The organism is Marinomonas sp. PE14-40, from assembly GCF_051623805.1.
Classification (GTDB): Bacteria; Pseudomonadota; Gammaproteobacteria; order Pseudomonadales; family Marinomonadaceae; genus Marinomonas.
In genome coordinates this window covers 4,147,622-4,173,620 of the sequence record NZ_CP130700.1, presented here as the reverse complement: position 1 = coordinate 4,173,620, position 25,999 = coordinate 4,147,622, and the positions used below count along the sequence as shown (strand labels likewise).

Sequence of the window (25,999 nt, the reverse complement as noted above, 5' to 3'; positions counted from 1 at the left end):
TTAGATACGGCTGTCAGAATGACTAATAGTCGTATCTGAGTCAATAGACAGGCATAAGCAGAGCAATGAATAAACACGAAGACATAATTCGTAAAATCCAGGACAAACTGGACACATTAAGTAAATCTGAACGCAAAGTTGCTGAAGCAATTTTATCAGACCCTAAATCAACCATTCACTCTAGTATCGCAAAATTAGCGGCCAGAGCTGAAGTGAGTGAGCCAACTGTTAACCGTTTCTGCAGAAGCTTGATCGGTAGTGGCTTTCCTGATTTCAAAGTTGCCTTGGCACAAAGCCTTGCAACGGGCACCCCTTATGTAAACTTAAACGTTGAACCTGACGATGCACCTGGGGCTGTCACAAATAAAATTTTTGAAGCGGCTAAAAACAACCTTACTCGCGCACAAGAATTGTTACCGCCTTCTTTAATTAGCCGTGCGGTGGATATTCTCGCTCAGGCACGTCGCATTGAGTTTTATGGTTTAGGGGCTTCTGGTCCTGTGGCTCAAGATGCTCACCACAAGTTCTTCAGGCTAAATATGCCTGTAGTTGCCTACATTGATATTCTAGTGCAACGCATGGCTGCAGCAGGAACTCATCCAGGTGACGCTGTGGTTGTCATTTCTTATACAGGTCGAACCCTACCCTTGATCGAAACTGCGCGTGTTGCCCGCGAAGCAGGTGCAACCGTAATAGGCTTAACCAATCCGAACTCACCTTTGACTGAGCATTGCTCTATTGTATTGCCAATTGAAGAAACAGAAGATACGGATATTTATACACCTATGAGCTCTCGTATTGTCTATCTTACTTTGATTGATGCATTAGCAACAGGCGTATTATTAAAACGTGGTCCTGAGTTTAACGCACATCTGCGTAAACTTAAGACCAGTGTGCAGGATACGCGTTTACCTAAAGAATAAATAAAAACCTAATTTAAAGCCCGCTAACAAAATTGTTTGGCGGGCTTTTTGTCGTCTTCACGATGCATTTTTTTGCCAAAGCCTCAATAGCGAATTACTAAATTAGTATTTTGCAAAGAATAAGAGCATTTCGAAATTTCGCCCTCGTTTTATGAAAGACAGTTCACTCGTCAACCACCTAGACTAAAGATGAAGGCTTTTATCAATATGCTTAGCTGGGAAAATATATCCTTTTTTCTCTCTAGCACTTCATTTTGTAACCCACGTCGGTGCAGTGGTTTTCAACTCACATAAAAAATAATCAAAAAAACTTATTAAAAGTTAAAAGAACCAGGAAATAAAATGATAGAAAACAATTTAATAATCACCTTTACCTTTCTAGTTTACCTTGCGGTGATGCTAGGAATAGGTTTATACGCTTACAAACTTACCTCAAGTTCTGAAGACTACTTCTTAGGCGGTAGATCTTTAGGCCCTTGGCCAACAGCGCTTTCCGCTGGTGCTTCAGATATGAGTGGCTGGTTACTACTAGGCTTACCAGGCTATGCTTTTGCAGCCGGCATGGAATCTATGTGGTTAGCAGGCGGCCTATTATTAGGAACTTGGCTAAACTGGTTAATCTGTGCAAAAAGACTACGTACTTACAGTATTCAAGTCGATAATGCGCTGACTATTCCTGAGTATCTGTCACGTCGATTTAAAGATAACTCTAAATTGCTGCAAACGATTTCAGCGTTTTTCATCTTGCTATTCTTCCTTTTCTACACAAGCTCTGGCTTAGTAGCTGGCGGTAAGCTTTTTGAAACTGTATTCGGACTAGATTATTCTACTGCGGTTATCATAGGTACAGTGTGTGTTGTTTCTTACACTCTATTTGGTGGTTTTTTAGCGGTTTCTTGGACTGACTTGGTACAAGGCTTATTAATGGCAGCAGCACTCGTTATCGTGCCTGTTATTGCACTTGATGGCTCTATCTCTGACCTTAGCGCTAACCTTGAAGCGAAAAATCCTGAGCTTTTAACTCTTTGGAACAATGCTAAAGGTGAACCTTTAACTTGGATCAGCATTGCTTCTCTTGCAGCTTGGGGTCTAGGTTATTTCGGTCAACCTCATATCCTAGCGCGTTTTAAAGCCTGTCGTTCTAACAAAGACATCACCACAGCACGTCGTATTGCCGTGTCTTGGACAGCCCTTTCTATGGCTGGTGCTTTGCTGATTGGTTTTGTTGGCATCATCTATGTTGATGCGAACCTAGGTGGTAGCTTGGCTGATGGCGAAACAATTTTCATGATCTTGGTTAATGCCGTTTTCCACCCAGTTGTTGCAGGTATTCTACTCGCCGCTATCTTGGCTGCCATCATGAGTACTGCTGACTCACAACTATTAGTATCTTCGTCTGCACTTGCAGAAGACTTCTACAAGCAGCTAATCCGTAAAGATGCTAGCAGTAAAGAAATCGTGATGGTTGGTCGTTTAGCCGTTATCGCTCTGTCTCTATTAGCATTGATGCTAGCACTTAACCCAGATAGCTCGGTACTTGGCCTAGTCTCTTATGCATGGGCAGGTTTTGGTGCAGGTTTTGGTCCAGCTATTTTGTTCAGCCTATTCTGGCGCAGAATGAACCGCAATGGCGCTCTTGCAGGTGTCTTGGTTGGTAGTATTACAATCGTGGTATGGAAACAGTTAAGCGGCGGTCTATTTGACCTTTACGAAATCGTACCAGGCTTTATCTTAGCCTCTATCGCAATCGTTGTTGTTAGCTTGATGTCAGCGTCTAATGACGAAATCGAAAACACTTTCGATGAATATGAGAAAAAATTAGATACCATGGCGTAAGCCAACTTTTATCAATGGTTCGCTTCTCCCCTCGAAGCGAACCATTTTTTACCTATCTTCTTATAACGCTTTTATTCTTTTCTTCTACCTCTTTTGTCTCTTCTACTCTTAACTCGCGAATAAATACACTGTGGTTATAAAAAGGTTTCAATCACAGACTGCTGCTGTTTTCTGCCTTCTGGGTCCGCCTGAGTTTTCAACTCACAAAAACCATTAGACCAATCAGAAGTGCGTACTCTCACAGGTGGTTTAGGGTTATTAACACAGTCTAAAACAACATCTGCAACCTCATCACAAGTTTGATATACCCCAGTATCACTACGGCCTTGAACACCACCAATATACTTTTGCAAAATGGGTAGGTATTCATCTTCTAGCATGCCACCAGACTGCTCTACTTGAGCCAGCACATTGTTCCCAAATTCAGAGTTTATGCCTCCTGGCTCAACCAGTGAAAATTTAATATTAAAGCTTGGCTGAATATAACTTGCCATGGATTCGGTATAACCTTCTACAGCAAACTTTGCGGCACAATAAATTTCGTTAAAGGGTTGGCCCACCAGCCCGCCCACAGAAGAAATATTAATAATATGACCAGATCTTGCGGCACGCATAAAAGGTAAAACGGCTTTAGTGCAACGAACAACTCCCATATAGTTAACGTCCATTACCCATTGAATATCTTCTTCGCTAGCCTGCTCCGTACTTCTTACAAAACCCGCTCCGGCGTTATTCACGAGTAAATCAATTTGACCTTCTTGCTCTATGATTTCAGCCACGCAATGATTCACACTGACACTATCTTGCACATCCAATTGCTTGATGGTCACCGTCATATCTGAGGTGATTTTTGATTCTAAAACGGACCTTTTCTTTAAGTTACGCATGGTGGCATATACATGAAAACCCTGCTTTGCCAACATCAATGTAATACTTAAACCTAATCCTGTTGACGTTCCTGTCACTAATGCAATTTTTCTCATTTTCCTGCCTCTATTTTTGACTCAATCGTTTAAACACTTAAAGTAAACCAATTAGTGCACTTTAAAATCAAAAGCTAAAAAAGTAAACTCATTGGTTTACTTTTTTGACAAAAAAAACCGGCTAAGCCGGCTTAAACTCTTGCTGTGTGAACAGGTTATTTACATCCGAGTAAAATGATCTAATTGATGATGAATTTTTTTCGCAGAAACCAAAATACTATTCCCCTCTAGCAAACCATCATTTTCTAGGAATCTATTAGTACTCCCACCAGCCTCTTGCACGAGAATCAGGCCAGCAAGGCAATCCCAAGAATTTATATGAGGCTCGTAATAGCCTATCAGACGCCCCGCAGCCACATAAGCCAACATCAAAGCACCTGAGCCATTACGAATAAACATTCCTCCCTCATCCAATAAACCTTGTAGGAAGTGCAGACAATGGGTTGAAGATACGCGATGAGAGGTGCCAACCCCCATTACACCGGCTTGTACAGAATCAATATTTAGCGCTTTCACCGCTTTGCCATTCACCTGGCAACCATTACCAGACAGCGCCGTAAACAATTCATCAGCATTGGGATCATAAACTAAACCAAAGGCGATTTTATCGGCTTGCATCAATGCAATTGAGATACACCAACTTGGCATTCCGTGAACAAAACACGAAGTACCATCAATCGGATCAACGACCCAAAGGTAATCATTATCACCCTTTAAAATACCTTGCTCTTCACCTAAAAAATTATCTTTAGGATAAGCCTCTTGAATTTGGCGAAGAATAATCTGCTCTACGTTTTTATCAGCAATACTGACAACATCCTGTGGCTCAGCTTTGGTTTCAATCACTAACTCTTCACGCCGTTCAAAGTAATCTAACGCCAGCTCACCAGCCGTTTTTATCACCTGTTTCGCCAAGTCAAAACGAGCGACAACAGCATCCTCTACTAAGTGTTTTTCTAAAAACATAATTTTGCTCCAACTTAATTCGCTTTAACCAATACCAATCCACGATCAGCAAAACTAATCTTCACATCAGAGCCTGCCACCAGACCTTGCTTGAGTTGATAATCCACCACAAACAAACTGCCTAGTTCACACTCAACATCATATTGCATCTGATTTCCGAGATAGGTTGCGTGGCGAATATTCCCTGTTATTCCAACTTGATTCGCAGCGCTAGCGTCTAATCGAATAGCATCTGGTCGAATCGCAAGCTTGGCTGCCCCTAAGCTAAACTCGCGCGCAGGAAGATACTTCTGCATCCCTCCAATATCCACATTAGCCATGTCATTAGCGCGGTCAATAATCTCCACATCAACCAAATTAGCATCGCCGATAAAGTCAGCAATAAAGCTTGAGTTAGGCTCTTCATATAAGGTTTTTGGGCTGCCTTCTTGCGCTATAATTGATTTATTCATCACTATGATGCGATCAGATACTGCCATAGCTTCTTCTTGGTCATGGGTCACATAAACAGCGGTGAGGCCAAGTTTTTGCTGCAATTCACGTATTTCTTCACGCACCTGACGCCGTAATTTCGCATCTAGATTGGACAAGGGTTCATCCAATAATAGAACTTCGGGCTCCAACACTAATGCCCTTGCAACCGCGACTCTTTGCTGCTGCCCACCCGAAAGTTCACTAGGTAAACGCTGCCCATAACCATGCAAGCCCACCAGCGCTAACGCTTCTTCACTTTTAGCATTGGCTTCTTGTTTATTCACACCACTTGCCACTAAACCATAAGCGACATTTTGCACCACGGACATGTGAGGGAATAAGGCATAAGACTGAAATACCATACTCACATCTCTATCTGTGGCAGGTAGCTGAGTGACATCCTTGCCACCAATTAGAATACGTCCAGCACTCGCATGCTCTAGGCCTGCAATCATGCGTAACGTGGTTGTTTTACCGCAACCACTTGGCCCTAAGAGTGTGACTAAATTCCCCGGTTCGACACTAAAAGAAACATCATTAATCGCGGTGACATCACCATAATTTTTAATCACATGATCAAATACAACACTGCCTTTATCGCCGTTAGACTTCATTACTCAGCCTCCTTTAATTTCAATGGTGCATTAGTATTTTTCTTAATCGCATTTGAAAGACGATTACTGCGCCTTAACTTGCGCTCACCCACCAATAAATTGATCGCTAAAATCACGGTCAACATGACTAGAATAAGCACACTGCAATAGGCAATCGCGATACCAAATTCGCCATTTTCAACTAAGCCAATAATGTAAGAAGTCGCCATATTATGATCCGCGCTCACTAGAAATATCACCGCACTAACCGAAGTAATTGCCCGTACAAAACTATAGGTTAGTGCGGCAATAATGGCGGGTCTAAGCAGAGGTAAGATGACATTTTTAAAAGTACTAAAGCTATTCGCACCTAATGTTAATGAGGCTTCATCTAGGCTTTTATCTAGCTGGCTCATGGCCGCAATACCACCACGTACACCTACAGGCATATTTCTAAAGACAAAGCAGATAATTAGAATGACGCCGGTGCCGGTCAACTCAAGCGGTGGCACATTAAAGGCCAATATATAACTGATCCCGATGACAGTCCCTGGAATGGCAAAGCTAAGCATGGTGCCGAACTCAAACCCAGATTTCCATTTGAAGGATTGGCGAACTAAAAGGTAAGCGGTTAATAAACCAACCGCGGCGGTTAAAGGGGCGGCGATAGCGGAAATACTCAGCGTGGTCCAAAAAGAATCCCAAGCAGCACCTTGCCAAACAAGGCCTAAATCAGTCCAACTTAAAGCAAAGGCATCTTCATAATGCTGCATGGTAAAGCTGTGATCATAACCCCAGCTCTTCACGAATCCTCCAAACATTATCATGCCGTAAATCACTAATGTCAGAAGAGCCCATGGGAGCGCAACGCTGTAACAGCTAATTTTTAACATAGGGTTTAATCCCATATGTGCACCAGAATCAGCTTTGCCTGAGACGGTGACATAGGATTTTTTACCTAGCCAAGCTCGTTGTGCAAAGAAAGCACTTAATGTGAAGGTTAACAATAAAATAGCCAAGACTGCGGCATAACCTTGATCATTTTGAGCCCCGACAATAGCGAAGAAAATCTCTGTGGACAGCACCTCAAAGTTACCTCCAAGCACCATAGGGTTTCCAAAGTCAGCCATACTTTCAATAAAGCTAAGCAGAAAAGCATTCGCTAATCCCGGACGCATCAAGGGTAAAGAGACATTTTTAAAGGTATTCCAACGATCAGCCCTTAAGGTTTGAGAGGCTTCTTCCATGGATGGACTCACGCCTTCAACCACACCAATTAGGACTAGAAAGGAGATCGGCGTAAATGATAAGACTTGTGCAAACAGCACCCCAGGTAGGCCATATAACCAGCGGCTGGCTTCCAAACCAAATAGATCAGCAAAGAACTCAGTGACAACACCAGAACGTCCGAATAACAGAATGAGGGCTAAACCGATAACAAAAGGTGGTGTAATGATGGGCAATACCGTTAATAACCTTAATTGTTTTTTCCAAACAAAGCCGGTGCGTGTAACGATAAGCGCGAAGGCCAAACCTAGCCCAGTAGTAATCGTGGCGGTTAGTAAAGCAAGTGTCAGTGAGTTCCAAGCAATACCGCAAGAGACAGAACTTGTCGTACAGCCTAAGCCCCAGATTTTCTCATCAAAAAATTTATTAATAAAAGAGGTGCTTGAAAAAGCGCCCTGATTATCTTGAAAAGCACTGATTAGTACTTGGCTCACTGGATAAAAGACAAACACACTGACAATCGCAATAATCAGTCCTATGCTACTGGTGACAAATACATCCCCTTTCATCACGCCTCGTGCAGCAAGCCCAGTGGTTAATATCATCAACATGGAAAGGCCATATAAGAGAGCGCCGTACCCCATTCCATATTGATTGAATTCTGAATCTAAAAAGAAGCTAGTAAACAGACTCAGCTGCCAACCACTTACACCAATAGCAAAGCCTTGTAATATTAAATAAGCCAAACCTAGTGCACCTGAGCAAATCAAGTATGATCCATAAGCTTGATCAGACTTTTTTAGTGACAGGGCTTTTAAAGGTAATAACAGACTTATGAGTAAGGGTAATAACCAAGCTTTATCAGCGCTAAACACTTGAATAAATGCTGGGCTATAATCCTCATCAAAGGGATAACCATCCAATAGCCAATCAAAGGAAAATAGGCCTTCTTCGAGTAAATACCAGGGCAATATAAAGTAGCCAACCCAGCCCACAAGCAGCCATAGAATTAATGATTTTTTCACACTCTTCCCCACAAAATAAGTGCCGATTAGGTGGTAAATCATCCCACCTAATCGGTAATACATAGCCAGTTCTAACGTGCTAAAGACTTAATTTCGTCATCCCAACGTTGTAACAAGTGCCGGCGAGTGGCGACCGAGCCATATTTGGCAAAATCGTAATCAATCAGTTTTAGCTCATCAAAATTCGGCGCTTCTGGGGGAATTGTAGATGCCTGATTTGAAGGCACCTGAAAAGCATTCACCGATTGAGCTAGCGATTGAATATCAGGCCTTAATGCGAACTCAGCCCACATTTTCGCCTCTTTAAGATGACGTGCACCTTTCACGATACTCATAGACCCCACCTCATAGCCTGTTCCTTCACAAGGCGCGACAATTTTAAGTGGGAAGCCCTTTTTAACCTGCTTCATAATGTCATGCATAAAGACAATACCAATAGCAGTCTCTCCACGTGCCGCAGCCTTAATCGGTGCTGAGCCTGATTTAGTATATTGGCTTACGTTCTTATGAAGGTCGGCCAGGTATTCAAAACTATTTTCTTCACCAAACAACTGCACAAAAGTAGCTAGCGCCGTGTAAGCTGTACCGGATGAATTTGGATTAGCGATCTGCACTTCCCCTTTATAAACAGGGTCAGCTAGATCCTTCCAACACTGAGGGACAGGTAATCCCTTTTTCTTGATAAGATTTTCGTTATAACCAAACCCTAATGCACCTGCGTATATGCCAACCGTGCGATTGTCTGACACTAAGGATTGGTTTTGTGCCCAAGCTAATAAATTAGGAAGCTCTTTTGCGCGATAAGCTTGGGTGAGGTTTTCTTTCGCTGCTTGTAAATGTGGGTCACCTGTTCCTCCCCACCAAACATCTATTTTTGGATTTTTCGATTCTGCTCTTAATTGGGCATAACCTTCCCCAGAGCTTTTTCGAATTAAAGAAACCTTAACGCCGGTTTCTTGCTCAAAACGCGTTTCCATCAAACTACACCAATCGGTATCTGCCGAACAAAGTACGTTCAATTTTCCTTTCGCTAACGCGCCTGAAGACGCCGTCGTCGCGAGTAGTGCAATAGCCATACTTGTTATAAGTGGAGATTTTTTCATTTTTATATTTACTCCTAAGTCAGTTGCAAGGTTGTGCATACGTATGAACAACTTATTTCATACTACCTATAAAATTTTATTTGTAAATATAAATTTCATTTCTAAATTTTTATGGAATATTTATTTCAATAATGGAATAGCTCTTTTCTCACAATTAAACTCGTAAGCATCGAGCACTTAAGAAGTCAATGTCTCTCGGCTTACAAACTCAACAGGAACCACCTGATACATGGCACTGGTAGTCGGTTTTTCCAGCCTTTTAACCAAACTGTCTACCACAGCTTTAGACACTAATTTAGGACACTGTTTAATCGTCGTAAGAGCATAGGATTGGTAGCTTGAGAGACGAATGTCATCAAAACCAATCAGGCTCATATCTTGGGGAATAGACAATTGGAACTCTTTGCGAGCCGCATCCATGAAGCCACAGGCAATATGATCCATACAAAAGAAAATACCATCAGGCATAATTTGCTCAGCAAGTAACTGACGAGCTAACTGGTAACCCCCCTCATAATCACCTGTTTCACATTCGACCTCAGTAACACTTAGGGTTTTAACGGCGCTATGAGAACTCACCGCCTGGATAAATCCCCTAGTACGCATCAGACTGGAATAGCTACTGGCTTTTGCTCTGACGACCATTACCTTTTTACAACCTGATCCTATCAAGGCTTCAGCAGCCAGCTCTCCCCCTTTAATATTGTCAATATTAACAATATCAACGCCTGACAAATCACTTTCTTGATCCGCACGGTTTACTAAAATCACAGGTACAGAACGGCTAACAAACTCTTGTACTATGCTTTCACTTGGCGACCCTGAGGTAATAATGACACCACTTAATTGATACTGCATCAAAGCCTGAAGGGAGTTATCTATGCCTTGAGTCTGGGTAACATCTATCACCATAGGACGAAAGCCTTGTTTCTGTACTTCAATCACCAGCTGGTTAAGAAACTCAGATCGAAAAGGGTCCTCTAACCCCGCTGTCACCAAGCCAACTAAGTCACTACGTTGCTTTATCATGGTTTGAGCAGCCTTGTTTATTTGATAACCAAGCTCTTTTGCTGCTGCAAAAACACGATGCCGTGTCGCCGCTGATATACGACTGTTTTCATCAAAACTGCGTGACACGGTTGATTGAGAAACCCCGGCCAATGCTGCAACATCAGCTGATGTTGCCTGTCGTTTATTCATCATTTTCTCTCAAGATTGTGAGCCTGCCATTCTATACAAAACACACCTCATAATGACAGTTAGCATTTATTTTAAGCAAAAAAAAGGCCTACAAACGTAGGCCTAAAACACCAGACACTAACACAAGTGTTAGTCGTCAGAGGAAAAGTTATGACAAGTTAAGAGAAGGGAACAAACTGCTTGCGCCTTCTTCTGCACCTGTCACCATGGCTCTTTGCGCCATAAATAATTCACGCCCCATACCTTGATGTGATGCATCAAGGTCATGTTTAGCTTGTTCGCGATGAGCAAGGTTTTGGCTATCAATTAATAAGCTTAGTTCACCCGTATTCGCATCAAGACGAACCATATCGCCATCTTGAATACGGCCAATTGCACCACCTGCCGCCGCTTCTGGCGTAAGATGAATCGCCGCTGGTACTTTGCCCGATGCACCGGACATACGACCGTCAGTTACCAGAGCAACCTTGTAACCTTGATCTTGAAGGTTTCCTAGGTATGGCGTTAGTTTATGTAGCTCAGGCATACCGATCGCTTGAGGCCCTTGAAAACGTACTACAGCAATACAGTCTCGTTTTAATTCACCACTGATAATGGCATCTGCTAACTCATGCTGGCTGTGGAAAACTGCCGCAGGTGCTTCAATCACACGGTTTTCTTCTTTCACGGCTGATACTTTAATCACAGCGCGACCTAAGTTACCGGTTAAAAGAGATAAACCACCCTCTTTACTAAAAGGTGCAGTGATAGGTCTTATGACCTCATCATCTAAGCTGTCTGGAGTGCCATCACGCCATACTAGCTTATCGTTATCTAAGAAAGGTTCTTTGGTGTAATGCGCCAAACCTTGGCCCATTATAGTGTTCACATCTTCATGTACTAAACCGCCCGCAATCAGCTGCTTAACAAGGAAAGCCATACCGCCTGCAGCATGGAAATGGTTAATATCAGCAGGACCATTTGGATAAATACGAGTCAATAAAGGCACCACTTTACTCAGTTCTGCAAAGTCATCCCAAGTCACTATGATGCCAGCAGCACGAGCGTACGCCACAATATGCATAGTGTGGTTAGTTGAGCCACCGGTTGCTAACAAACCCACAATTGAATTGACAATGCTGCGTTCATCCACAATTTCATACATAGGACGGTAGTCACTGCCTAACGCAGTAATTTTTGTTGATAGCTGAGCCGCATAAGTGGTTAATGCATCACGTAGTGGATCAGTAGGATTAACAAACGACGATCCAGGTAGCTGCAATCCCATTAATTCGACTAAAAGCTGGTTTGAATTAGCAGTACCATAAAAAGTACAAGTACCCGCACTATGATAAGAAGCCGATTCTGCTTCTAACAGCTCATCACGGGTCGCTTCACCAATGGCAAATTTTTGTCTTACTGCCGCTTTTTGTGCGTTGGTAATACCAGAGTGCATAGGACCAGCAGGAATAAATAGGCTAGGTAAGTGGCCAAAGCGTAACGCCGCAATTAAAAGCCCTGGTACAATTTTGTCACAAATACCAAGGTAAACAGCGGCATCAAACATATTGTGAGAAAGGGCTATCGCTGCGCCTTGCGCAATATTGTCACGGCTAAATAAGCTCAGTTCCATGCCATCTTGGCCTTGAGTCACCCCATCACACATAGCGGGTACACCACCAGCAACTTGAGCGACAGAACCCATCTCATGTACCGCTTGACGAATTTTATCCGGATAAGCTTCATAAGGTTGATGTGCAGACAACATGTCATTATAAGAAGTGATAATGCCAATATTGGCTTCATTCATCAGGGTTAGCTTTTGTTTGTCACCTGAATTACAGGCAGCAAAGCCATGCGCTAAGTTACCACAAGATAATTTGCCTCTATGTGGCCCTTTAGCACGAGCCTGTTCCATATCCTTGAGGTACTGAGCTCGTAATGTCTTACTGCGCTCTATAATGGTATTGGTAACTTTTAACACTGTGGGATTCATAAGGTCACTCTTCTTTGCTCACCCTGATAAAGAGGGATTGCCTGCTTAAATTCTCAATTTCGTAACTTTACTACAAAAAAATCATAATTTCTTTATTTTTTCAGAATAAAACCTTTGTTTTTGTAATTAATTTACGAAAAGAATTTATAATTGTCACATTTAGCGTATAATATGCCCCATTGAGTATGCTTATTTGATGACAGTCGTCTTTAATTAAATAAATAAAACGACAAAATAAGCGGTTTTTGTCAGCTATTTGCTAAAAATCGATTAAAATGTTGTATTTTTACATCAAAAATCAATAGAATTCGCACATATAGTTTTCGAAATCGAATTTATTTATAAATTTCACAACAAGTTTTAGAGGTGTGTATGACGATTAAAGTAGCCATCAACGGATACGGACGCATTGGACGCAATATTTTACGAGCTCTATATGAGTCAGATAAACGAGACCAGATCCAAGTTGTTGCTATCAATGACCTAGGTGACTCTAAAATCAACGCTCATCTAACAAAATACGATACGGTACACGGCCGCTTTAATGCCAAAGTAGATTTCGATGCTGAAGCACTTTATATCAATGATGATAAAATACTAACGCTTTCAGAACGCGACCCAGCAAACCTACCTTGGAAAGAAATTGGGGTAGATGTGGTTTATGAATGTACTGGTTTCTTTGCTGAAAAAGGCAAAGCAAGTGCTCACCTTGAAGCTGGCGCGAAAAAAGTAATTATCTCAGCACCAGGTAAAAACGTTGATGCCACTGTTGTATACGGCGTAAACCAAGATGTTTTAACGTCTGACATGACAGTCATTTCTAACGCTTCTTGCACCACAAACTGCCTAGCACCTATTGCTAAACCACTTAACGACCAACTGGGTATTGAAAGTGGCTTGATGACAACGATTCACGCTTACACAAATGATCAGCGTCTATCTGATGTTTATCACGAAGACCTTTACCGTGCCCGTGCAGCAGCAATGAACATGATCCCAACTAAAACTGGTGCAGCAGCCGCTGTTGGCCTAGTTGTTCCTGAACTAGCGGGTAAGTTTGACGGCATGGCAGTACGTGTACCAACAATCAACGTTTCTTTAGTTGATCTAACTTTCTTAGCACCTCGTGAAACAACGGCAGAAGAAGTTAACAAAATTATTGCAGACGCGATTGCGAACGACGCAACTTTGGCTCAAGTATTAGCGGTTAACAATGAACCTCTAGTATCTAGCGACTTTAACCACAGCACTTTCACTTCAAACTTTGATGCGACTCAAACCCGTGTTCAAGGCAAACTTGTGAAAGTAATGGCTTGGTATGATAACGAATGGGGCTTCTCTAACAGAATGTTGGATAACACCATCGCTTTGATGAATGCTAAGTAATTAGTTGAAGGGCTGCTGACGCAGCCCTTTCCCTATCTTATAATCCCCTCTTCTAATTTTTTATCTTGGTAATATTAATATGACTCGTAGAACAAAAATTGTCGCAACATTAGGTCCAGCTTCTAGCTCTCCAGAAATGATTGAGAAGCTGATTAATGCGGGCGCAAATGTTTTCCGCCTTAACTTTTCTCACGGTCAACCTGAAGATCATATTAATCGTGCCAATATCGTCCGTGAAATGGCGGCTAAAAACGGCAAACACGTAGCTATTCTAGGTGACCTTCAAGGCCCTAAAATTCGTATTGCCCGCTTTAAAAACACTAAAGTAAGCCTTAAAGATGGTGACACTTTTGTACTAGATGTAGGTTTTGATAAGAATAACGGTGATGAAACCCGTGTTGGTATTGATTACCCACAACTTGCGACAGACTCAGAACCAGGCAACATTTTGCTATTGGATGACGGTCGCGTAGTACTTGAAGTACTGGAAGTTAAAGGCCAAGAAGTCATTACCAAAGTCATTGTCGGCGGTCCATTATCAAACAATAAAGGCATTAACCGTCAAGGTGGCGGCCTCTCTGCTGCGGCACTGACAGATAAAGACAAAGAAGATATCAAAACAGCAGCGGCACTTAAGGCAGATTATCTAGCCGTTTCCTTTCCTCGTAGTGCAGAAGATATCGAAGAAGCACGTAGCCTAGCACTCGCTGCGGGTCTTGAAACCGGTATAGTATCAAAAGTTGAGCGCGCTGAAGCCGTTGCAGATAACGAAACACTAGACGCTATTATCCTAGCATCTGACGCTGTTATGGTTGCTCGTGGTGACCTAGGTGTAGAAATCGGTGATGCTGAGTTGATCGGTGTACAAAAACACATGATCAAGCGTTGCCGTCAATTGAACCGCCCAGTGATCACAGCGACGCAAATGATGGAAACCATGATCACAAGTGCTATGCCAACTCGTGCGGAAGTATTTGATGTTGCTAACGCCGTACTTGATGGTACTGATGCGGTTATGCTTTCTGCTGAAACAGCAGCAGGCGACTACCCTGAAGAAGTTATTCAAACCATGGTGCGTGTTTGTAAAGGGGCTGAGAAGCAACCTGCAATCAACCGCTCTAAGCACCGTTTAGATGTCACTTTCACTAGCATAGATGAAACCATTGCTATGTCTGCTATGTATGCAGCTAACCACCTTGAAGGTGTGTCTGCTATCATCAGTTTGACCGAATCTGGCACAACACCACTATTAATGTCTCGCATTAGCTCTGGCTTGCCTATCTATGCGCTTTCTCCAAATCAAGAAGCCCTTAACCGTGTAGCACTTTATCGTGGTGTAACACCGATTGCTTTCCCTTCTAAGGAATACAATCGTGACAACCTAAACCAAGGTTTGGTTGATGCTCTTAAGGCGCAAGGTTTAGTGAAAGATGGTGATCTAGTGATCCTCACCAAAGGCGACCACCTAGTAAGCTTTGGAACAACAAATGCGATGAAGATTGTTCGCATTGGAGACGTTCACTAAGCACAAGACGACGTTAGTTGTTATGATAAATAGCCCAGTTTGGTAACAAACTGGGCTATTTTGCTTTTAAGAGCGGAAACCTGCTGTGTTTGGAGAATAAAGATGCAAAAGAAACAAGCGACTACTAGTGCGATTAAAAACATTGCCCTAGTTGCCCATGACAATATGAAGGCAGAATTAATTGAGTGGGCTGACATCCATAAAGAGAAGCTGGTTAGCCATAAACTATTAGCCACAGGCACTACAGGAAACCTACTCCACAAGCAGCTTGGAGTTTCGGTTACTCCTTTAATCAGCGGCCCTCTTGGGGGCGATCAACAGCTTGGCGGCATGATTGCAGAAGGTAAAATCGACGTGCTTATCTTCTTCTGGGACCCCTTTGAACCTATGCCACATGACCCAGATATCAAGGCACTGCTTAGGGTTGCTGCGGTATGGAATATTCCAATTGCCTGCAGCGTGAGTTCAGCTAACTTTTTGATCTCTTCACCATTGTTAGCGAGTGAATATGAAAGAGCCGTACCTGATTACGACGCTTATCTTGCTGCTCGAATTGATGATTAGCTTTTGATGGTTTTTAACTTTACCTAGCTAATAGTAAATAGAGTCAATGACTAGCTGTCATTGACTCTATTTACTACCTATTCACTATCACGGCTCAGTTTTAAGTACACTCCTAAACCAGCAAGTAAGCCCACACCAGAGAATAGCATCCACACCCCATTCATCAGCTGCCCATTAGCAGGATTCAGCACAGACTTAAACATAAGTAAGAGCGCTTCAATCGATACCGCAATGATAATCGCCGACATAAAGCGCATTATGGTCCGTCTGGTGGAGTTATAGTGGTTAATATCCTTACTCACCAGCACTTCCTCTTCTAATATGGTTTTACCTAGGTCAAAAATAGCCAAACCTAAGGTAATCATAACCACTACACTAAATGAGTTGCCCGTCGTATCCTCCAGCAAAGAAAACCCTTTCACTAATGACATGAAAGCAGCAACTAAAAGCCATAGAGACACCAGAATCAAAGAGCCACCAATCAAACTATAAATAGCCTGAAAAAGAGGGTGCATCCGATTTCTAAGCCCGTCTCCTAATAAATAGGACAACAGCCGCATCAGGCTGAAATTGACCACTAGATAACCCATATCTTTACCATCAGCCGAAATGACATGCTGTACAGAAGAAAGCGCCAACTGATGTGTCGCTGAAGACAAATAAGGCTGAGTCACTACTACTTTACTTTGGCTTTCTTGGGCGGCTAAAAAGTAAGGCCGTCGACTACGGTCACTGCCCTTACTAAAAGAGCGTCGCCCTCTTGCACTCACCATTGGGCTATAAACCGTCTCTTGTTGCTGAATACCATTCGCATCCAGACAATAAATTAGCTCCACAAAGGGATAAGCACGACTCAACTGAGAAATGGTTTCAGCTTGAGACTTGGGTTCATTTAACAAGGCTTCACTATCTAAGCTAGTTAATATGGAGGCCAATAGATCGTGAATTACATCCTCATATGCACGATATTTATCTAATGATCGAAAATAGTTCTGTGTTGTCATTTCGCCCTACGCTTTTGCTAAGTTATTAATTCTATTTGCAAAATATAAACATCAATAAAATAAATATTCAACATTCATTTTAATGATATTTAATTTTTTTATGAATCAGACTTAAACTCCCTGTTTCTCTCGCCCACAAGCCCATAATCGGCTATATTAGCGCCGCAATATCCTTACACCTGAGCAGCAGCCGGCATTCACTGCTTTTTAGGCGTAAAACAGCTCGACCGAACAATCTATCTATCACATATAAACGTTTCGACTCAGTGAATAGAACCCCCACCAGGTTGGAAACGTGCTATAGGAGAATTACTTTGCAAGCTAAAGTTGCCCTCATCATGGGATCAAAAAGTGACTGGCCTACTATGGAAGGCGCCGCTCAAATCATGGACCAGCTTCAGGTCCCATATCATGTGGAAGTTGTCTCAGCCCATAGAACACCAGTAAAACTGGCAGAATTCTCTGAACAAGCAGCAGACAAAGGTATTCAAGTTATTATCGGCGGTGCAGGCGGTGCAGCACATTTACCTGGCATGGTAGCAGCACACACTCACCTACCTGTTTTAGGCGTACCAGTACAAAGCAAAGCACTCAGTGGCATGGATAGCTTATTATCTATCGCTCAAATGCCTAAAGGCGTCGCAGTGGGCACTTTGGCTATCGGTACAGCAGGCGCATTTAACGCAGGCCTTCTAGCTTGCCAAATTTTAGCCATTACAGATCCAGAGCTTACTGCTCGCATTCAAGCTTTCCGTGCAGAGCAAACAGAAACAGTACTTGCTAATCCAGATCCTAGGGAGGCCTAATGTCTAAGATATGGGTATTAGGTGCTGGTCAACTAGGCGCTATGCTGAAACAAGCTGCCAACCCGCTTGGGTTAGACGTTGAAGCTGTTGATATTGAAAGCCAAGCACAGCTTAACTTAGCGGCCGACGACATTGTTACCGCGGAGAGAGAAGAATGGCCTAGCACACCAGCAACTAACCAGTTAGCAACACATGCTAATTTTGTTAATTTGCAAACTTTTCCTCAGCTTGCAGACCGTTTAACGCAAAAGCAATTACTCGACAAACTTGAGCTTGCTACTGCGCCTTGGTTCCCGGTCACGGAAGAAACCAGTGCAGAGCAACTACACCAAGATTTAGGTGAGCGCGTTTTATTAAAACAACGCCGTGGTGGTTATGATGGTAAAGGCCAACATTGGCTAAAATCGTCTCAACCTAGCCCTGTTCCAAGTGATTGGAAAGGCTGTGCCATTGCTGAGCAAGGCATTAAGTTTGATGAAGAGGTATCTCTTGTCGGCGTAAGAGGCAAATCTGGTGAAACTTTTTTCTATCCTTTGACTCTAAACCTTCACATTGACGGCATTCTTTATGCCTCTATCGCACCTTTAAAGCGCTTAGTTGAGCTACAAGCTAAAGCAGAAGGCATGTTAGCTAAGTTAATGAACGACTTAGACTATGTGGGTGTGATGGCAATGGAGTGTTTCCGTGTTGGTGATCAGCTGATGATAAATGAGCTAGCCCCTAGGGTGCATAACAGTGGTCACTGGACTCAAGCAGGCGCAAGTACTGACCAGTTTGAAAATCATATGCGTGCGGTAGCAGGCTTACCACTTGCTCAAGCTCAGATTAAAAACCAAAGCATGATGGTCAATCTAATTGGCGTGCCCGTTAACTATAATTGGTTGGCAATCTCAGGTTTAGAGCTATATTGGTATAAGAAGGAAGTACGAGTGGGCCGTAAAGTGGGCCATTTAAACTTCTGTAGTGGTGATAACACAGCTCTTATAAAAGCACTAACAGAGCTTGAAGACTTACCTGCACCCTATGATCAGGCTTTAGCTTGGTTAACAGAGCATTTGTCAAAGTAATGAGGTTGGGACACATTAATTAGTAATGTATAATATACATTAATAACGTGCTCCCTTCTTTCGCCCTACCAAGCAGGTATAAGCTTGGTAGGCAATTGTAAGTTCGCCGTAAAGAGAATAACTTTTTCACTATAGGACGCTATTGGTCTTTATCTTTTACACTAAACCAGTAGAATCAAAAATAATGGAATAACTTATTGATTACAAAGCGAAGACAGTCACTTTGCTCAATATCTCTAAGATGTTAGTTTAGGAGAGTACATGCAAGCTATAGAACTTGACCATTATGATTGGAGACTTTTAAAGGCGCTGCAAAAGAACGCACGTCTATCAAATGTCGCCTTATCAGAAACAGTCAGCTTATCCCCATCCCAGTGCTCTAGACGATTACAGCGTCTTGAACAAAGCGGATTGATAGAAAATTATATTACTCACTTAAACCCTAGTAGTCTTGGCTTTAATGTTATGGCCTTTGTGAATGTCACCTTAGACAAAAAAGGTGATAAAACCGCCATGGCCTTCCAAAACGAAGTCAATAAAATAGATAATATTTTAGAGTGTTACTCTGTGACAGGTGATACAGATTATCTATTAAGAGTAGTCAGTGCTGATCTTAAAAGTTTTTCAGATTTCATGATGGATAAACTTGTCTCTCTTTCTGGTGTTAGCCAAGTAAAATCAACCGTTATACTTGATCAAATCAAACATCAAACTGTGCTTCCTCTCCCTGCGTAGCGAACATTTATATTCGCCATAATCCAAACTTGGTGTATGGCGATTATTCCTTCTTAGCAAACCCTCATTGAAGACTATTTTTACAGCTCTTTTTTTGATTATTTCGACATAGCGTCACTTGCGACTAAAAACGACCTCTACAGGTTAAAACAGATAAATTTACGTCGTTTTTGAACATTCCCATAAAAACCACTCAAAGCGAGAATTCACGCAGTCGCACACACGCTTTTAAAGCAACCAATTGACTCAAAAACAAACGTGTCAATATACAAATAATTACTATAATCGAGAGAAGGCGACGACGCTTTACACCTTTAATTTTGCTTGAACTCTAAGTCATTCAGGCCCCTATATTTAATGAGGAAGTCGCAATGGGTAACACAATAAAACTAACAGACATCACTAACCCTTCCCTCTCTCGAGAAGACGTAAAGGCGTTAATCGAAACTCGTAAACCGAATTACAGTTTAGAAGCCCCCTTCTATAATTCTCAGGAGATTTTCGACTTAGACATGTCCGAAATATTCTGTAAAAGCTGGATTTTTGCTGGCCTGACATGTGAAATTCCTAAAACAGGTAACTATATGACCTTGGAAATAGGTCAAAACCCTATTTTCTTGGTGCGCGATAAAGAAGGCAAAATTCAGGGCTATCACAACACTTGCCGTCACCGTGGCCACAAGGTAGTTCTTGGGGATGCTGGTAAAGTCGCTAAACTCGTTTGCCCATACCACCAGTGGACATATGAACTTGATGGCCAACTTCTTTTTGCTAACTCTATGGAGCAAACAGAAGGGTTTGAGAAAAAAGAATTCAGCCTACACCCAATTTCAGTCGAAGTTCTACAAGGTTATATTTTTGTTAGCTTGGCAGAAGACCCAGAACCATTTGGCGCATTTGCGGAAAAAGCGCAAGCACACATTGGCATCCATGACTTAGAGAATGCCAAGGTTGCAGTTGAAAGCCATATCATGGAAGACGCTAACTGGAAGTTAGTTGTAGAAAATAACCGTGAGTGTTACCACTGTAATGGTTCTCACCCTGAACTATTAAACTCTTTGATTGAGTTTGATGACACCACAGACCCAAGAGCGACTGATGAATTTAAAGCCTTATGTGCAGAAAAAGAAGCAAAATGGGAAAAGCTTGGTGTTCCTTATAAGCACATTGAAGAAGGCCTAAGAAACCGTATCGTCCGTATGCCATTACTAAACGGCGTGGTGTCTATGACAATGGACGGCAAACGTGCTTGTAGCAAACTACTTGGTAATATTCCAGATGAAGATATGGGCGCAATGCGTTTCTTGCACCTACCTAACTCTTGGAACCACTTCCAAGGTGACCACCTGATTACCTTTAGAGTATTGCCTTTAGGGCCACAAAAGACCTTAGTAACAACAAAATGGATTGTTCACAAAGATGCTGTGGAAGGGGTTGATTATGATGTGGAGCGTATGCGTCACGTTTGGGATCAAACTAACCAACAAGACAGAGACCTTGCTGAACGCTCACAAGAAGGCATCAATTCTATTGCCTATCAGCCTGGTCCATATCACCCAACTTACGAGTTTGGTGTTATCAACTTTATTGATTGGTATGCAGATCAGCTTGCTAAAGACCTATAACAATCACCTAGTAGGCATAGCTCTTTAGTAAAAGACTAGAACAACTAAGTAGATTGAAAAAACCGGAACTATTATGAATGGCTCCGGTTTTTTTATTCAACCAAAAATTTTATTCAACCGCATCATAGGCCGCTATTTCCCACTCTTCTTCTTGTGCTGCTCGCAACCATTCTTGCATAGCAGGTAATGCAAACATGGCCTCAGACCAAGCATCAAACTCATCACTGACAGATAGTCCATAGTTTCTAATACGCCACATAACAGGCGCATACATGGCATCAACAATTGAAAAGGCACCACACAAAAATGGCCCTTCACTTCGACTTGCCGACAACACCTCATCCGCTTGATAAAACTTTTTCCATAGAGCGGCTAATCGAGAAATGTCCTTCAAACTCTCTGCATTAGCAGTCACCTTAGTTTGACGACGACAATTCATCGGAAACTGGCTTCTTAATCCCATAAAACCAGAGTGCATTTCGGCAGAGGCAGAACGCGCGAGTGCTCGCCACCCCTTAGATTTAGGCCATAAATTTGCCTCAGGATAGGTATCAGCTAATACCTCCATAATTGCCATTGAATCCCAAACTATTTGATTATCAACTTTTAAAATAGGCACACTTGCAGGTATCGCCTCTTGCTTAGCAAAATCTGTTAATGATGTATCGTGATAAAAAGGAAAGATGGTTTCTTCGAAGGCTAATCCTGCCACCTTCATAGCCAACCAAGGCCTTAAAGACCAAGAAGAGTAGTTCTTATAAGCAATAAACAATTCCATTTATCAAACCTCTTTATTAAGTTTGTGATTAAGTAAAGTCTCATGCTAGGCTGAAAAAACATCACATAAAAGCGAATAATACCGAACATACTGTTCGTAAAAAGCGAAACATAGGCACTTATCATGACACCTAAGCAAGTACGTAGCCTGTTAACCGTGATTCAATATGGCAGCATTAATCAGGCTTCGAAAGTTCTACACTTAGCACCATCAAGTATTTCTGCTCAGTTAAAAGAGTTGGCAATTGAATTGGAGATCGACCTATTTGAAACGAAGGGGAGAAACATTCAGCTAACTCAGGCAGGACAATCTTTATTACCCAGCTTTCAGACATTCTGTGCCCAAGAACTTCAAATAAAGCAGCTTGCTCAAACCTATCAAACAGGTCTAAAAGGGAGTATCAGGCTCTTCGCTCCGAGCTCCTTATGTATTTACCGACTACCAGCGATTATCGAAACCTTACAAGTAAGTGAACCTGAGCTTGAAATTATACTCATCCATGAACCTTATGATTATGAAACTGCATTAAAGCAAGCAGACATTGATGCGGCCCTTATCATGACAGAAGTCTCTAATCTCACCAAAATACAAAAGGAATGGTCTTCAAGCCTGCATCTTGATGAACCAATTATTTATGTGGCACACCCTGCATATTTAACAACTCAAAAACAACTCTCATTAGAAGAGCTAAACCAATACCCTCTTATCACCACAGAAGAGGCCTGTAGTTATCGAAAATCTGCTGATAAACACTTTTATAAAGCAGGGTTAACGCTCTCCCCTAGACAGAGTTTTTCTAATGTAGAGGTGATAAAACGTTGCTTGATCGCTAAGATGGGAATCGGCTTATTACCTGAATGTGTTGTGTCCGAAGAGATCACTCAAGGTCGTTTAGTAAAAGTACCCGTTGCAGGTGCCCCTTATCTATTTCAATCCCATATTATTTCGTTAGAAACGCCTCTAATAAATAAGCGCTTAGAAAAGCTTATCAGTAGAATAAAATTAAGTTAGATCGCTAAGTGCTTGCTTTAAATTAGTAAATACTAACATTCATTTTTTATAGGTTGCATGTTTTAAAGCCTTGATCATTTCTTTTGCAAAAGGTTTAATGTGCGTTTTTTAGCCACTACATTAAATAAAAATAACATTCTCCTCTTTAAGGTGAGCTAAATTCACTTTTATTTTGATCGAAAATCAATCTAAAAGCGGAATATTAAGGTAAAAATCGATAGAAACTCCTGCTTTCTCCATCTTTTATGATGAGTAATCTAGAGTACTTTATTCTTTTTTTACATCAAGCAGTTACAATTTTAAGTACTAACAAAGAAAAAATAACCTAAAATAGCGCCACAAATTAACTTCCTATTTTTGCGGTCTAAAACCGCCTATTAGGCCCCCTAACAATCACAGGAATCATAATGTCAATTTTGAAGCGACTCACAATCAAACAACAGCTTGTTTTTGGCTTAGCTTTACTTATTTCCATCGTTATTGCTCTTGGCTCATTTTCCTTTTACCAGATATCTAATCTAAGCCATTTGACTGAAGAAGTATTTGATCACCCTTTCACCGTGACGCGTTCTTCATTAACAGCAGAAGTTGAATTAACACAACTTGAGCTACTCGTTGAAAAGAATCGCCATGCATTGATTCAAACACAAGAATCAAAAGACAAGATTTATCATTTAGAAGATCTCATCATGAAGGATCTCCAACTGGTTCAAGAACGAGCAATGGGGAATGAAGCACAAAGACAAATTAAAAGCAGTATTGAGCATTTCGAAGACTGGATTCAGTTGGAAGAAGAGATTCTTGCGATCAAAGACCTTTCAACAAAGTCTGCCCAAAACAAAATAGATTTAGCAGAAGACAAACTACACGACCTTGATAAAGAGCTGGAAAGAATCATCGCCTTCTCAGTCCAAAATGCTGAAGCTTATCGTAAAAAAGCAGGTCAAACTCGCGAAAGCGCCATTACAACAGGCATAATCATTGTTGCTTTTGCAGTTTCGTTTGGCGTTTTAATTGCTATTGTTTTGCTTAACAACATATTACGCCCACTCAATACACTAACTAGCAGCATTACGCGTATCGAGACAGAATCAGACTTAACAGCAAGAGTGACGATCAATAATAAAACCGAAATTGCCCAAACAGCTGATGCGATTAACAATATGTTAGGTAAGTTTCAGAATAGCTTACATCAGGTGTCTGATGTGGTATTGCAACTTTCGGCAACCTCACAGCAAACCTCTGCAATTACAGAACAAACCACAGCAGCAGTAAAAGACCAGTCAGATAAAACACAATTACTGGCCACTGCATCTCATCAAATGAGCCAATCCATTAAAGATGTTGCTCATAATGCTAACTCAGCATCAGAGTCAACCGTTGATATTAATAGTCGTACCCAACAAGGCCTTGAAGCCATGCAAGACACGATTGAAGAAATCAGTGTTTTATCTAAAAATGTTGGCGAAGCGGGCGTGGTGATTGCGCAGGTAGAGAAGAATAGTGAAGAAATTGGCTCCATTCTTGATGTGATTCAAGGCATTGCCGAACAAACTAACCTACTCGCCTTAAATGCTGCAATAGAAGCCGCACGTGCCGGTGAGCAAGGTCGTGGATTTGCTGTTGTTGCGGACGAAGTGCGTAACCTTGCCAGTAAAACACAATCATCTACTGAAGAGATTAATCAGATGATTTTGAAACTACAAACAGATTCTAGAGAAGCGGTATCTGTCATGGAACAAAGCCAATTAACAGCAGGCACAGCAACGGATAAAGCAAAAACAACCAGTGATATCTTGATGGGTATTAACAGCGCGATTCACGACATTAACGAGCAAAACTCTTTAATTGCCAGCTCTACCGAAGAACAAAGCGCCGTGACCGATGATATTTATCAGAATGTTAATCAGATCAGTGAGATGACAAAGCAAACAAACATAGGGGCCGAGCAAACCAAAGAAGCCAGTTTAAACCTAAACCAGTTAGCGCACGAACTGAAAGACCTTATCAAACAGTTCAAAGTCTCTTAATTAATAAGATCTATCATAAAAAAGGCAGATGCATCGCATCTGCCTTTTTTATGCCTCTTGTCCCACTCTAAATAAAAGTCATCACATTAATTTCAACAAAGCCCTCATTCACCTTGTTTACTCAGAACAGTGTTGGAGATGTAGCGGCTAAATGCCTGTAATAAAATGGCATACCTTTGTGCTTCAATATGGCCTTCACTTGGCATCAAATAAGTCGCATTCACCTCTAGCTGTAAAGTCGGCACACCTCTTTTACTCGCGAATTTGGCGATTGTTTGTTGTTTGCTGGCACTAAAACGATTGTATGAAATATTAAAAATCCCTTCTTTCGCTAAGGTATCAATCAGATCTGTGACTAGACCTGCCTGCCCTAACAAAGAGTCGCCGTTCATCGTTCCTATATCAAGATCATAAGAACGCATTGGATTACTGCCATGAATATCTAGCACTAACACTGGATTAACCTGCTCTATTAGGCCAGCCAGTTCCCGCTTGAATTCATTATCATCTTGGTAATTTGGATCCGTGCCATTTTCATAATTTGCATAGATAACGTGTGCACCAACAAGTTCAGCAAGTGCAATAGCATAAGCGGCTGTTGCGCCACCATCTGAAAAGCGATATTTACCATTGCGAAATGGTCTAACGGAATGAGGGGCGGTAATAATAATGGGCTGGGTGCCAGCGACAATTTTGACGCTTTCTTCCCCTGGTGGCATAGGTACGCCTTGCCTATCATTCAATTGCTTCTCAATTACGATAGAAGAGCGCACTAGCTTAGGTTCAATAATGGCAGCTGAGTAGCTTTCAAAATGAGGGATTTGCTGCACCTGAGTTGCAGCATTACTTTGTGTTTGAAGGTGACTACAAGCCGTTAAGGATACGCTGGCAATAATTAATAGCAGTTTGAATTTAAAAGATTGGTTGGACATGATCACTTCCTGTATTCCTGTCTAAGTTGTCTATCTAGCACGTTATCACATTCCTCCTTACGTGAGAAAGCGCTTCATATTTCATTCAATACTTAACCTGTTTCAGCAGATAAAATTGGTTCGTCTTTGTATTGCAATAATTGCAACACTATAATGAGAATATATCAATATACACAAGACAAAGCTTTCTGTAGAGTGAGCCCCATATTGAGGAAAAGTGATCTTCCCCAA

At 41.8% G+C, this 25,999-nt stretch carries 21 protein-coding genes; 11 read left to right on the top strand and 10 right to left on the bottom strand.

Features of this window, described 5'->3' with window-relative positions; translation table 11 throughout:
* The first annotated feature begins 65 nt into the window (after positions 1-65).
* Both hexR and putP read left to right on the top strand, forming a co-directional pair.
* Entirely contained in the window at positions 66-923 is an 858-nt protein-coding gene (hexR, locus tag Q0A08_RS19245; protein ID WP_438463083.1) for a transcriptional regulator HexR, read from the top strand.
* A gap of 342 nt (positions 924-1,265) precedes the next feature.
* A complete protein-coding gene (putP, locus tag Q0A08_RS19240; protein WP_438463082.1) occupies positions 1,266-2,759 on the top strand; it encodes a sodium/proline symporter PutP in 1,494 nt (497 codons plus the stop codon).
* A 134-nt stretch (positions 2,760-2,893) separates the two neighbouring features.
* Here putP and Q0A08_RS19235 read toward each other — a convergent pair whose 3' ends face one another.
* The 7 genes from Q0A08_RS19235 to edd all read right to left on the bottom strand — a co-directional run bounded on the left by Q0A08_RS19235 (position 2,894) and on the right by edd (position 12,305).
* The gene (locus tag Q0A08_RS19235; RefSeq protein ID WP_438463081.1) at positions 2,894-3,742 is read right to left on the bottom strand and encodes an SDR family oxidoreductase; all 849 of its coding nucleotides are present in this window, start codon (positions 3,740-3,742) and stop codon (positions 2,894-2,896) included.
* Positions 3,743-3,901: 159 nt separating this feature from the next.
* Complete coding sequence (locus Q0A08_RS19230; RefSeq protein WP_438463080.1) at positions 3,902-4,708, bottom strand: inositol monophosphatase family protein; 807 nt, start codon at positions 4,706-4,708, stop codon at positions 3,902-3,904.
* 14 nt (positions 4,709-4,722) lie between these two features.
* A complete protein-coding gene (locus Q0A08_RS19225; protein ID WP_438463079.1) occupies positions 4,723-5,796 on the bottom strand; it encodes an ABC transporter ATP-binding protein in 1,074 nt (357 codons plus the stop codon).
* Entirely contained in the window at positions 5,796-8,027 is a 2,232-nt protein-coding gene (locus Q0A08_RS19220; RefSeq protein ID WP_438463078.1) for an ABC transporter permease, read from the bottom strand. The genes Q0A08_RS19225 and Q0A08_RS19220 overlap by 1 nt, the downstream gene beginning before the upstream one ends.
* 71 nt (positions 8,028-8,098) lie before the next feature.
* A complete protein-coding gene (locus Q0A08_RS19215; RefSeq protein WP_438463077.1) occupies positions 8,099-9,130 on the bottom strand; it encodes an ABC transporter substrate-binding protein in 1,032 nt (343 codons plus the stop codon).
* Positions 9,131-9,307: 177 nt separating this feature from the next.
* The gene (locus Q0A08_RS19210; RefSeq protein ID WP_438463076.1) at positions 9,308-10,330 is read right to left on the bottom strand and encodes a LacI family DNA-binding transcriptional regulator; all 1,023 of its coding nucleotides are present in this window, start codon (positions 10,328-10,330) and stop codon (positions 9,308-9,310) included.
* A 148-nt stretch (positions 10,331-10,478) separates the two neighbouring features.
* Entirely contained in the window at positions 10,479-12,305 is a 1,827-nt protein-coding gene (gene edd / locus Q0A08_RS19205; RefSeq protein ID WP_438463075.1) for a phosphogluconate dehydratase, read from the bottom strand.
* A 372-nt stretch (positions 12,306-12,677) separates the two neighbouring features.
* Here edd and gap point away from each other — a divergent pair, with 372 nt between their 5' ends.
* The 3 genes from gap (at position 12,678) to Q0A08_RS19190 (ending at position 15,780) form a co-directional block, all read left to right on the top strand.
* Entirely contained in the window at positions 12,678-13,691 is a 1,014-nt protein-coding gene (gap, locus tag Q0A08_RS19200; protein WP_438463074.1) for a type I glyceraldehyde-3-phosphate dehydrogenase, read from the top strand.
* 79 nt (positions 13,692-13,770) lie between these two features.
* Positions 13,771-15,216 (top strand): pyruvate kinase, encoded by a 1,446-nt coding sequence (gene pyk / locus Q0A08_RS19195; RefSeq protein ID WP_438463073.1) that lies wholly within the window; start codon positions 13,771-13,773, stop codon positions 15,214-15,216.
* A 102-nt stretch (positions 15,217-15,318) separates the two neighbouring features.
* Entirely contained in the window at positions 15,319-15,780 is a 462-nt protein-coding gene (locus Q0A08_RS19190) for a methylglyoxal synthase (protein ID WP_438463072.1), read from the top strand.
* A 77-nt stretch (positions 15,781-15,857) separates the two neighbouring features.
* On the opposite strand, the gene Q0A08_RS19185 is transcribed toward Q0A08_RS19190, so the two are convergent.
* Positions 15,858-16,784, bottom strand: a complete 927-nt coding sequence (locus Q0A08_RS19185; protein ID WP_438463071.1) for a hypothetical protein — start codon at positions 16,782-16,784, stop codon at positions 15,858-15,860.
* 314 nt (positions 16,785-17,098) lie between these two features.
* Here Q0A08_RS19185 and purE point away from each other — a divergent pair, with 314 nt between their 5' ends.
* From purE to Q0A08_RS19165, 4 genes are all read left to right on the top strand, one after another.
* On the top strand, positions 17,099-17,590 hold the full coding sequence (gene purE, locus Q0A08_RS19180) for a 5-(carboxyamino)imidazole ribonucleotide mutase (protein WP_438463070.1): 492 nt from the start codon (positions 17,099-17,101) through the stop codon (positions 17,588-17,590).
* Positions 17,590-18,657: a 5-(carboxyamino)imidazole ribonucleotide synthase gene (gene purK / locus Q0A08_RS19175; RefSeq protein WP_438463069.1), complete on the top strand. Its 1,068-nt coding sequence runs from the start codon at positions 17,590-17,592 to the stop codon at positions 18,655-18,657. Before purE ends, purK begins: the two co-directional genes overlap by 1 nt.
* A 261-nt stretch (positions 18,658-18,918) precedes the next feature.
* Positions 18,919-19,392 carry an Lrp/AsnC family transcriptional regulator gene (locus tag Q0A08_RS19170; RefSeq protein ID WP_438463068.1) on the top strand — a complete coding sequence of 158 codons (474 nt, stop codon included), beginning with the start codon at positions 18,919-18,921 and terminating at the stop codon, positions 19,390-19,392.
* A 371-nt stretch (positions 19,393-19,763) separates the two neighbouring features.
* Entirely contained in the window at positions 19,764-21,017 is a 1,254-nt protein-coding gene (locus tag Q0A08_RS19165) for an aromatic ring-hydroxylating oxygenase subunit alpha (RefSeq protein ID WP_438463067.1), read from the top strand.
* Between the two features lie 109 nt (positions 21,018-21,126).
* Here the strand turns inward: Q0A08_RS19165 and Q0A08_RS19160 are convergent, their stop codons facing one another.
* The gene (locus tag Q0A08_RS19160; RefSeq protein ID WP_438463066.1) at positions 21,127-21,795 is read right to left on the bottom strand and encodes a glutathione S-transferase; all 669 of its coding nucleotides are present in this window, start codon (positions 21,793-21,795) and stop codon (positions 21,127-21,129) included.
* Between the two features lie 123 nt (positions 21,796-21,918).
* Between Q0A08_RS19160 and Q0A08_RS19155 the strand changes: the two genes are divergently transcribed.
* Positions 21,919-22,806, top strand: a complete 888-nt coding sequence (locus Q0A08_RS19155) for a LysR family transcriptional regulator (protein WP_438463065.1) — start codon at positions 21,919-21,921, stop codon at positions 22,804-22,806.
* Positions 22,807-23,213: 407 nt separating this feature from the next.
* On the top strand, positions 23,214-24,836 hold the full coding sequence (locus Q0A08_RS19150; protein ID WP_438463064.1) for a methyl-accepting chemotaxis protein: 1,623 nt from the start codon (positions 23,214-23,216) through the stop codon (positions 24,834-24,836).
* A gap of 104 nt (positions 24,837-24,940) precedes the next feature.
* Here Q0A08_RS19150 and Q0A08_RS19145 read toward each other — a convergent pair whose 3' ends face one another.
* Positions 24,941-25,768 (bottom strand): ketol-acid reductoisomerase, encoded by an 828-nt coding sequence (locus tag Q0A08_RS19145; RefSeq protein WP_438463063.1) that lies wholly within the window; start codon positions 25,766-25,768, stop codon positions 24,941-24,943.
* Positions 25,769-25,999: the final 231 nt, after the last annotated feature.